Source organism: Deltaproteobacteria bacterium (assembly GCA_016874735.1).
In the GTDB taxonomy this organism is placed as follows: domain Bacteria; phylum Bdellovibrionota_B; class Oligoflexia; order Oligoflexales; family CAIYRB01; genus CAIYRB01.
In genome coordinates this window covers 1-10,597 of sequence record VGTI01000082.1, presented here as the reverse complement: position 1 = coordinate 10,597, position 10,597 = coordinate 1, and the positions used below count along the sequence as shown (strand labels likewise).

At 51.0% G+C, this 10,597-nt stretch carries 7 protein-coding genes; 5 read left to right on the top strand and 2 right to left on the bottom strand.

All coding sequences use genetic code 11. The features are described 5' to 3' along the window. The first annotated feature begins 16 nt into the window (after nucleotides 1-16). The 3 genes from FJ146_17950 to FJ146_17940 all read left to right on the top strand — a co-directional run bounded on the left by FJ146_17950 (nucleotide 17) and on the right by FJ146_17940 (nucleotide 4,786). Complete coding sequence (locus FJ146_17950; protein MBM4253855.1) at nucleotides 17-415, top strand: hypothetical protein; 399 nt, start codon at nucleotides 17-19, stop codon at nucleotides 413-415. Between the two features lie 749 nt (nucleotides 416-1,164). Then, complete coding sequence (rmuC, locus tag FJ146_17945; protein MBM4253854.1) at nucleotides 1,165-2,937, top strand: DNA recombination protein RmuC; 1,773 nt, start codon at nucleotides 1,165-1,167, stop codon at nucleotides 2,935-2,937. A gap of 67 nt (nucleotides 2,938-3,004) precedes the next feature. Then, a complete protein-coding gene (locus FJ146_17940; GenBank protein ID MBM4253853.1) occupies nucleotides 3,005-4,786 on the top strand; it encodes a hypothetical protein in 1,782 nt (593 codons plus the stop codon). Between the two features lie 8 nt (nucleotides 4,787-4,794). Here FJ146_17940 and asnB read toward each other — a convergent pair whose 3' ends face one another. Further along, a complete protein-coding gene (gene asnB / locus FJ146_17935; protein MBM4253852.1) occupies nucleotides 4,795-6,885 on the bottom strand; it encodes an asparagine synthase (glutamine-hydrolyzing) in 2,091 nt (696 codons plus the stop codon). Between the two features lie 251 nt (nucleotides 6,886-7,136). Here asnB and FJ146_17930 point away from each other — a divergent pair, with 251 nt between their 5' ends. Beyond that, nucleotides 7,137-8,111 (top strand): hypothetical protein, encoded by a 975-nt coding sequence (locus FJ146_17930; protein MBM4253851.1) that lies wholly within the window; start codon nucleotides 7,137-7,139, stop codon nucleotides 8,109-8,111. Here FJ146_17930 and FJ146_17925 read toward each other — a convergent pair. Continuing rightward, on the bottom strand, nucleotides 8,054-9,094 hold the full coding sequence (locus FJ146_17925) for a hypothetical protein (protein ID MBM4253850.1): 1,041 nt from the start codon (nucleotides 9,092-9,094) through the stop codon (nucleotides 8,054-8,056). The genes FJ146_17930 and FJ146_17925 overlap by 58 nt on opposite strands. A 241-nt stretch (nucleotides 9,095-9,335) precedes the next feature. Here FJ146_17925 and FJ146_17920 point away from each other — a divergent pair, with 241 nt between their 5' ends. After that, nucleotides 9,336-9,989 carry a hypothetical protein gene (locus tag FJ146_17920; GenBank protein ID MBM4253849.1) on the top strand — a complete coding sequence of 218 codons (654 nt, stop codon included), beginning with the start codon at nucleotides 9,336-9,338 and terminating at the stop codon, nucleotides 9,987-9,989. The last annotated feature ends 608 nt before the right edge of the window (nucleotides 9,990-10,597 follow it).

Sequence of the window (10,597 nt, the reverse complement as noted above, 5' to 3'; positions counted from 1 at the left end):
GCAAGTAGATGTGACGATGATATCGTCCTGGCTCTATGCTGGTTACGATAAGACGGCAGCATTAGCCGCGAGCTTAGTCTCCTTACTGAACGATGATCCTACGCCGACGGCCGTCATTGGAATCACGTCACTCTCGGGGAATTATTTCCCAGCCTCTTGTGATCCACGGGAAGATCACATTGCCAACAAGGTCGATGACACATGGAACAGGCGCGTGATCAACCTGTGTGAGCTAGGAAAATTTGGCCAAATCGATGATCTAGCCGGCGATTATGCCAAGACCTGCCGGGTCGATGTTGATTTCAAAGTGATGGCATTCCTCCGTGGCATCGGCGCCGCGAAGGAGGGTAAGCCGGCAATGCTACATGAATATCAGCCGATCTGCGGGACGGGTGCAGCCGTTTTGCAATTTTAGACCGGACTTACAACCTAAGCCATCTTCAAACACCCGTAACTACGGGTGTTTTATTTTTTCCTAAAGCTTTTACCCAAAAATGGCGAAGAAGTAATTGTAAGGCGATGAAACAAACTCACGAACGCACCTCGTGCGGAGCAGTGAACTGGCCGCACAAAACAGCGAAGGAAAACCGGATATTCGCCTCGGGAATAGCCTGCGCTCATGAGGTAGGAGGTAGGACATGATGACGCACACGCGTCCTAATCAGCACGATGAAGTACCCAGGCGAGGATGCCCGCCGTAGCTACTTTAGCTGAAGCAGCTGTGCTGTGGATGCCTCAACCGGGTAACGACGAACTAACCGATACTCTCACGTGAATGACACGCAAGAGCAAAAAGCTGGGAGGTACGTATGCTGCACTGGTGCTCTCACACCCGATTACACGCGGGTTGCCCACCTTAAGATTGTGGGCGCGGGCGTAAGTTTAAATAAACGACGGCTCGCTGAAATTCAAATAGCACATTAAGGCAATGAAATAATTTGCCAAATTCGCCACGAATATACAGACGCGGATAGGATGCCGCTGAACCAAATATAACGCGCCCCCTCCACCGATGAGGGGGCTTTCTTTTTCACCAATAACTATCGATACCAATAGATTTTAAACAGATTTTAAATATTTTTTCACTAGAGCTAAAGCCATGGCCGTTTACGTCCGAAAGACCTTGCGAGCGCCCCATGTCGGGAGCACTTGGCAGGAGTTCTTATGAGTGTCGAAATGCTGCTACTAGGTTTGGTGGGCATTAGCTTGAGCCTTGTTGTCGGTTACCTACTTGCTAGTAACCTCAAACGCTCGAGCGCCTTCCGCATGGAAAATGACTACCGGAATGCGCAGCACGCCTTGGAAGAGGTACTGCAAAAAAACGGCCACCTGGAGAGCAACGCTAGCAACCTAACGCAACAGTTGCAGCTGACACAGATTGAGGTTCAGAGACTCACCATCCTGGCCGAGGCGGCGAAGACGGCACGATCCGAATCGACCACCGAAATGAGTAGCCTCAATGACAAACTCATGCAAGAGCGTGAGATGCGCCATGCCGCGGAGAAAACAAACAGCACCCTGCAGACGCAATTAGACGAACGAAACGTCACCATCGAACAATTAAAAACCACAGCAGCGGAACTCCGTGATAAATGCGAACGCGAGCGCTTACAAAACGAACACCAATTCAATCTGAACCGTGATTTGAGCAACCGCGCCATGGAATTCGAAGTGCGGGCTGCCGAGAGTCACAATAAGTACCTCAGTGCCGAAGAGCGTTTGACGGAAGTGCGTATCGAAATGGACAACCTTATGAGCCGCCATCAAGCACTGCTTGCCGAACAGTCGGAGCTCAGGACAAGGCTAGCAGAACGCGAGCGGCAACATTCCGAACGCCTGACCATGTTTGAAGACCAAAAACGCGCACTAAGCGACCAATTTAGATTACTGGCTAACGACATTCTTGACAGCAAGGTCAGGATCCTCCACGAGACGAACACCGCTAACCTCGGCACGCTCATCGGCCCGTTCCAACATTCGATGGAACAGTTTAAGCGCGAGGTCAGTGACATCCACTTTCGCCAGACCACGCAGCAGGGTGAACTTAGGCGTGAACTCGAGACACTGAAAGAGATGAACATAAGGTTTACCAAAGAGGCTCAGGAGCTGAGCCTTGCCGTCAACGGTCAGAAAAAGATGCACGGCCACTGGGGCGAGTTAGTACTCGACAGTGTCTTGGAGCGATCTGGTCTAGTTCGCGACCGTGACTTCAAACGTTTTGTGACTATGCATCACGAGAGTGGCCTCCGCGTACCCGATGTGGTGGTTAATCTTCCCGAACACCGCCAAATCATCATTGATGCAAAATTATCCCTAACTGCCTACACGCGCTATGTAAACACTAATTCTGAGGGCGACAGGCAACTAGCACTCAAGGATCATGTCAGTGCGCTTAAAAATCGTATCAATGAGCTCTCTAGCCGTGAATACCATAAGGTAGACGGCGTCAAATCACCGGACGTGGTTATTTTATTTGTACCCATTGAATCGGCATTTGTTGAGGCTGTGAAGGCAGATCCAGATCTATTTAGTGAGTCGGTGCAGCTGAACGTGTTGGTAGCCACTCCAACCACCTTACTCACCTGCCTCAACATAGTAAAACAAATCTGGCGCTTCGAAGAACACAGTCGTAGCACAGCTCAGCTAGTGCGGAGATCAGAGCTCTTATTTGATAAAGTGCGCGAATTTCTGCAGTACTTCCACGACATCAAAAAGTCCCTCACCAGGGCGTCTGAGGCCTATGATCACGCCGAAATGCAGCTTACCCAAGGTAATGCCAACGTCATCAGCCAACTCCAAGACATGAAACGACTAGCTCCTTCTATCAAGCAGGAGCTGCCATCCTATTTTACGGATACAGCTGACCCAGCGTCGCAACAGTTGAGCGACTCCATGCCTAACGGCAGTACGCCGAAAAAATCCAGAGATGCGGCTTAACTTTGAGTTGCCTCGTCAAGGATTCCGGAAAATCTGGTATTATGGATAAAAAAACCAAGGGTTCACGATGCGGAAGCGTTTTTTTATCCTCTTAGTCACCTTACTCTGCCACTGCGCCCATTTTGCTCAAGTGAACGGTACTAAACCGCAGGGCGACCAGTCATTTGCTCTTAGCTATGATCAGGTGGGCTATCCGGCGCTTGGCGGTAAGTTTCTTGTTGTGAACCAGACTACAGATGCTCCCCCACCTGCAACTTTGACACTTAAACCGCTCCTGGACCAGTCGCCGTCCATGACCATCCAGCTGGTTCCTATCACATCTTGGGAGTCCCCCGGCGTTAAGAAGTGGGGCGCATTGTTCGAGGGAGCGATGATGCCGGGCGATTATGCTATTACCATCGGTGAACACCCTGCGTCCCAAACTCTGCACGTTGGCACCGATGGGTACACCAAGGTGCTCAAGGACGTCTTGCGGTTTTATTATTTCCAGAGAGCATCCGTGGCTATCCGCGATGATCATGCGCCTCAAAGATCGCGTCCCTTAGGCCATCCCGACCTAAATCTAAAATTTTATCCTGTGCACAGCGGTGCAACACGAGCAGCGCCGGGTGGCTGGTATGACGCGGGCGATTACGGCAAATATGTCGTAAATGCAGGTATCACCGTTGCAACTCTATTGAGCATCTCTCATTTTGCACCAAACTTAATTGGTGATAGCTCTGCGATACCAGAGTCAACGAACAACAAAAGCGACTTGTTGGATGAGGTGAAATTCGAGCTAGATTGGTTAAAAACCATGCAGGATGAAAAAGACGGGGGCGTCTACAGTAAAGTGGCAGGACTTTACTGGCCTGGTATGGTCGCCCCAGAACGGGACATCCAAGATCGATACTTATTCCCAAAGGCAACGAATGCGACGTTAAATTTTGCTGCTGTTATGGCACAGGCGGCACGTGTCTATCAGTCTTGGGATCCTGATTATGCCAAAGACTGTTTGGTCCGCGCCACTAAAGCTATTTCGTGGGCCCTAAAGAATCCAAACCAAAAAGTCCCACTCGTCAAAGACGGTTCGGGCAACTATGACGGTGGTAGTTACGAGGACGAGTACTTCTGGGCCCTGACAGAATTGTATCTATCAACAGGCAAGAAGCTTTATTTAGATTACCTAACAGGGAAAAAGAAAATCTCCGGTCTTAGCAATATCCAGAGACTTTTGGCTAGACCTGATATTCATGGTCCTGCCGACTGGGGTATGGGCGAACCGCCAACTACCGGGGTCACAAATCTCGCTTATTTTTCAATTCTTAGTTCCCCCGAGAATGCTGCACCCATTGACGTAGGTGCCGTCAGAATGGAACTACTAAAGTACGGTAACTCGATTCTTGAGCAAATAGCCACCAACCCTTTTAAAGTACCGCTGGATCGGGCTGAATTCGTATGGGGTTCCAACTCCATTGCGGCGAATAAAGGCGTCGTGTTGGCCTATGCATACCAGTTATCTCATGATCGTAAATATCTGGATGGTGTTTATGAGATCCTCCATTACTTATTTGGACGTAATGCTCTCAGCATGTCCATGGTAACGGGTCACGGCTTCGTTAGCCCCAGACACCCACATCACCGGATCTCCGGAGCTACGGAACAACTGTTACCAATTCCTGGCATGTTGATTGGGGGACCCAATCAGCGCAAAGAAGACCATCTAGAATACGGCCCCTGCCTACCTGAAAAATGCTATCTTGATGAGCGAGCCAGTTTTGCGTCCAATGAAGTAGCCATCAACTGGAATGCTCCATTAGCAGTCATGCTCGCCACCGTCCTGAACGAACCACCGAGTAACAACCGTTAGTCGGTAGCTCAGACGTCCAGTTTTGATTCAATGCTAACTACGGACGCCACTTCCAGCATGGGCTCGCCACGGTCTTTGTTACGCCCCCCTCGGGCGGTGGGTCGCATCGTCTCCGCACCGGCCCTTGCCGTACGGTCGATCATCCGGAAGTTGCGATTAGCCACGGGTCGATTGGCGATAAACTGCTGATGCAGCGCCTGACATCCCAAAATAAATCCGAAAAATATGTCAACGCGCTTAAAGAATTTAGACGACTGGGGCGCGACGCGCCACATGGCCATCATTGATTTTATAAATCCAGCATTGAACATGCCCGTTTGGTTGATGTTCTTAGCGCCAATCAAATCACTGAAAATCTCGCTGCCACGAGATGTTTTACTGAATGCGTGCCAGTTGTTAGAAAAGAACGGATGTTTATGTTCCTGGCGGACAAAATCCGGAAGCAAATGATCCACGGCCGCTCGCAATAGTCTTTTTTCCCTGAGTTTATCGATATCGATAAAGTATTCCGGCGGGACGCGAGCGATAAAATTGAGCAAATCACGATCCAGAAAGGGCGTCCGGCATTCGACGGAATGAGCCATCTCAACTCGGTCACCCAAAGTGGGGATGATATATCCGGAGAGCTGAGCCATGGAAATCACTCTGCTCGCGTTGAATGGATGCAGCGACCGCACGCGATCGTTCGCAAAATGGTGTTCAAATATCTTGTCCGGACTGTCGCTACCGTTAAGTTTGAGTCGATCTTGATTGAAAATCAGAGGCACATAGCGGCGGCTATAGTAAGCTCGAATTTGGTGATAACTTGGATAACCTAGAACCCATGGTGCCCGCTTGTAGGGCATATCACTGTCCCACAGTACACCACGGGACCGATATTCAGTGGCCTCAAACTGTTTGAGCAACTTTCTGGCGCGGCGACGTTCAGCAGGTAGCTCCGACATGAGCATGCCCCAGAGCGCCTCCAGTTTGAAGTAAGGGTACCCCCCAAATCCTTCGTCAGCGCCCTCCCCCGTCAAACACACCTTCACACCTGCTTCCCGCACACTGCGGGAGAGCATTTGCTTGGCTATGGCACTCGGGTTAGCTAGCGCAAGCTCCGTGTGATAGATAGTCGCGAGATAATTCTCACTCATCGCGTCCATACTGCAGTTGAGGGAATCAAACCGCGCACCGTAATGCTCCGCGATACGACGAGAAAGTGATGACTCATCGTAAACACTGCCACCGAAGCCGATGTTGAAAGCCCGGACTTTCTGTCCATGCTCGGCCATCAAGGCGCAAACAACCGTCGAGTCGAGTCCACCGGAAAGATAGACACCTACGTCAACGTCTGCCACCATACGGCGTTCAACAGCCTTGCGGAGTAGGCGCAGCACTTCTCTCTCGGCATCTTCCTGGCTGAGGCTGCGATCGATATCACAATCGAACTGCCAGTAAGGCATGGGCTCCCCAGCGACACCATGCTCAATCAGCATCAAGTTACCTGGTGGCAGGCAGTTAATCCCAGTAAACTGGGAATTATCAGCCGGCAACACACCAAAGAGCGGGCCCGTCAGATATTTAGTCGAGAGACTGCTCTCAACGCGGGGGAGCGCCAAAATGGCCTTGGCCTCGGATGCAAATATAACTTCGCTAGACGTTTTGTAGTAAAAAAGAGGTTTAACACCGGCACGATCTCGCGCTGCCACGAGGCGACGGCGCCGCTGATCCCAAATCAGAAAGGCGAACTCGCCGTTAATATGCTCAAGAAAATCGAGGCCATGCACCTCGTAGAGCTTCAGCAGCACCTCAGAGTCGCTGGTGGTACGAAACTTATGTCCCTGCTTTTCCAAAGATTGGCGAATAGCCTTATAGTCGTAAATCTCGCCATTAAAGACGAGACACAGCGAATGGTCGTCGTTGTAAAGAGGTTGCTGGCCGCTTACCAGATCGATGATGCTGAGACGCAGATGCCCAAATCCTGTTGCTCCTCCGTTGACGAGGGCATACCCCGCCTCGTCGGGCCCACGATGCACCAGCACCGAAGACATAGCCTTAATGTCGTCTACACTGGCTCGCTCGCCATTTAATTTGGAGATACCAACAATCCCACACATTTATCCGATCCTCATAGAGGGGGTCAGCAAAGTTCCGCGCACGTTTTGGAACCGAAGTAGAAACAGATTTCGGGGTATTACCACCTTATGATCTGACATAGAATGCATCAATTAAAACTTTATGTTTATCGCCAGGTAATCCAACTATTCCAATTATCTTAGTGTGTTAAATTCATTCCCCGCGCCACTAAAGCCCCCTGATCCACATACCGATAGCTAAACCATAACCAACTACCGGTCTGGGGTGCCTTATGACGAAGCTTTCGACTTTCAGCCGTGGCGCGCTAGCTTACTGCCTTTTACTACCTGTCATGGCTTGCGGCACTAGAGGCACGGAGCGCAATGCGAGTGGCTCCCCGACCCTCCAGACCCAACAAACTTCCAATGCAGCGCGTCAGACCGATCATGCTGTCGAGATTCCAAAAATCGTGCCCGAAAAGGATGAAAACCCGCCAGCTCCGACCTCCGCCAGTTCGCCAGCCGCTCCCGAGGTTCCCCAAGCCGGAAGTGCGGGTTGCGGCGTACCAGGTGAGGACCTAGGACTTCGCAGCGTAACGGTTCGCGTCGGCGCGACCCCGCGGTCGTTCCTTCGCGTTGTCAACGCTCAATATGACAAGAATCGCAAACACGCCCTTGTCATCGGCTACCACGGCTTCGGCTTGGACGGTAATTCACCGCGTGTCCACCACAAGTGGCCTTTAGTTGAGGCCATGGCTGGGGATGAAGCCATTTTTATCTACCCCAATGCCCTCGGTGGCGGTTGGAACGCTTCTAGCGGGTCCAGCCCTGACGTTCTGTTCTTTGACGAAATTGTCCGCGCCACGAGCAGCCTTTACTGTATCGACACGAACCGCGTGTTTGTACATGGTTTTAGCAACGGCGGATTTTTTGTGAACGGACTAGCCAGCCTCCGCACCCAAGCAGTTCGCGCCGTCATCGCCGTGGCAGGTGGCGGTGGCGGCGCCAAGATTCCAGCAATGGTGATCCACGGCACGAGTGATCCAAATGTCGGCTATTACTTTGGCCAGCAATCTATCAGCGCTTACGCTAGGGCTAATGGATGCAGTGCCAACATTAATTTCGGTGCCGTCAAAATGGGAGAATGCCAACTAATTTCAGGATGCCAGCAAGATTATCCAGCCTGGTTCTGCCCCTGGACGGGCACGCATCATTGGCCTGAATTCACCCTACCAACAGTCTGGGGATTCATTTCATCGTTCAAGTAAACCTCGGTACTTCCGGTTTCCATGGCGCCTGTGAAGCGAAAAAAACGTCCCTCCCTAGGCATCGGCATATCCGACGATTCAATGACTAGCTCATCACCGAAATAGCCACTGAGATTTGCACGACTATTTTTACGCATGATGACCCGACTAGGGCCGTCGTCCACTTCGAGATCAAATAACCCACGATCAGCCGACTTTGACCGAGTCATATCAATAGAAAGCTGCCGACTGATCGCGACGTTGCTGGACGAGATATTCATCCCGTCCTCTGTCGGCGCATCGACGGTTAAAGTGTCCATGGCGATGGTGGAATTTGTCACATCAAATCCATCGTCACCTGAGGCTAAACTACTTACAGCGTTTACGCGCCATTCTGTCGGCCCAACGCCAAGGATTGAGATACCGTCGATGTCGTCACCAAACTCAGCGTCATCGTCACCTCCCGGATAGTGACGACCTGTAGGATCTCGATCCGGGCGCCCAAGGTAGGAAGTCTCGATCGCCTCTGCCTGAAACCGCGAGTGGTGAGAAGAGCCTACCGCTGTGACCTCCAGACCGTCCTTAGAGGCTGCCCGCCATGAACCTAGGAACCAAATGCCAGCATTATCAGCGACAGCCTCGGGCTCACCCTTGGCGTCGGCGGCCATCACACGCATGGTCCCGGCTTTGAGCCGCGATCCGGAATCAAAAACCAAGGCATTGCTACCTAACTGAGACGGAAGTTGACGCCCGTTTACGATGCGAATCTCCGTGCCATCGGCAACGGTCAGAGTCACACCAGCAAGCACATGAACTTCCGCTGTGATGATGTAGATGGCTGAGGCATCCCACTCGGTGGAGACTTCAATATCGTGATCGACCACTACGTAACCGAGGGAGGCACTGCTAGAAGTGGCAGTACTGGAAAAGACAGTGCTGGGCATCGCCAAGGAAGACAGGAAGATGGCAACAATCAGCCGAAGTCTTTGTTTAATCGGCAACATAAACCCTTCCATAATAATTACTATGCGTCGTTGTCAGCAGGAGTATAAAGAAATTTGGTAAAAACTAAACATATATTTTTTACCGCTCTATTACGCCGCCCAGCAGTGCCGTCCACGAAAAAGAACCTAAAAATTAACACCCCGTTTTTACTGTATTTTCTTAAGTCACCCCCTACCAACTTGGCCACCATTCTCAACTTTTATCACAACATGCCGAACCACGTGGATAGGAGGTCGTGCCATGGTTAAGTTGGCTCATTACATCATCGGTCTGGCGGGTTTGCTAAGCCCGACGCTGGCGATGGCAGATTATCAGCACGAGCTCACTGGCTACCTCGACTACACGCACGGTACGGGTCGGATATCGTCCGGTGACACAAATACAGATTTGCAGGACAAGATTATCAAGGGAAGTTTGGGTTACGGATATTTTGTATCACCGTCTGTCGAACCAGTATTCGACATCACGATGAATAACTTGGGCAAAACCACGGGTACCTATAAGAATTCGTGGAGTAACACCGAATGGAACGTTGGAGTCCTTTTCAACAGTCCCGACAAAGCCTTCGACAAAGACAAGACCGGCAAATCATCCGACGATCATCAAGGACCGATAAGCTCTAGCCGCTGGATTCCCTACGGTGGGTTTTTACTTGGCTCAAGAGCGAACACGCAAGCAATCGGCGAAAATACCGGTAGCGAGAGCATTGTCTTAAGCAAACTCACGGCCGGTATTCGCTATATGATCTATCCGCACATTGGTATCAACACGTGGATTAAAGCAAGCTACGAAAACTCGGCAGCTAAAGCTACGTCAGCCGGCACGGACAACAAGGGCGTTATCACCAAGTTGGTCCTTGAGTTCCGACTGTTCTCTCTAGCGATCTTTTTCTGAACTCACAAAGTCTTTAAATACTCTAGGAGCGATTCTCGAGCCGAATCTTCGCGCTCGAAATCAATACCGCCGAAAAATACTCCCGTCTCCTCATGACCCCTGTTGTTAAAACCGGGCCATCGCGTATCGACTGTTTTGCCCTGCGCTCTATCAATTTCTGATAAAAAACCAACTTTTGTTCGGTCGAATCTGATATCACCGCGTATAAAGGCCTCGGGTCTTTGTCGCGGTACCAGCAGATGAAAAAGAGTCGGTATCGAGCCATTGTGCAAATAGGGGGCCCGAGCCCAGATACCAGCTAAATTCGGAGCTTGGTATCCCGGACGATCACTCCTGTCGCGGAGTACCTCGTCATCTGCGATGTTACACCTTGTATCAGTTATGTCACCGCATGCGGCCTTTAAACCTTTAATCAAACCGAGGCGCGCAGGTGAGTTGAGCCCCTTCGCACGATTGGCATCTACGCGGAGCACACTCACATCCACAAATAAATTATGATCGTGGCATTTACTGCAGACACTTTGGTAAATAGCGGCACCATGTGCAGCCTTAGCCATATCGACTTCAAACGGATAGGGTGCTGGCGGGAGATCGCCCACAAGTGCCGT

Bases quoted from the DNA above. Each gene is read 5' to 3' on its own strand.
- FJ146_17950 (MBM4253855.1), top strand. From the start codon at position 17: ATGATATCGTCCTGGCTCTATGCTGGTTACGATAAGACGGCAGCATTA.
- rmuC (MBM4253854.1), top strand. From the start codon at position 1,165: ATGAGTGTCGAAATGCTGCTACTAGGTTTGGTGGGCATTAGCTTGAGC.
- FJ146_17940 (MBM4253853.1), top strand. From the start codon at position 3,005: ATGCGGAAGCGTTTTTTTATCCTCTTAGTCACCTTACTCTGCCACTGC.
- asnB (MBM4253852.1), bottom strand. From the start codon at position 6,885: ATGTGTGGGATTGTTGGTATCTCCAAATTAAATGGCGAGCGAGCCAGT.
- FJ146_17930 (MBM4253851.1), top strand. From the start codon at position 7,137: ATGACGAAGCTTTCGACTTTCAGCCGTGGCGCGCTAGCTTACTGCCTT.
- FJ146_17925 (MBM4253850.1), bottom strand. From the start codon at position 9,094: ATGTTGCCGATTAAACAAAGACTTCGGCTGATTGTTGCCATCTTCCTG.
- FJ146_17920 (MBM4253849.1), top strand. From the start codon at position 9,336: ATGGTTAAGTTGGCTCATTACATCATCGGTCTGGCGGGTTTGCTAAGC.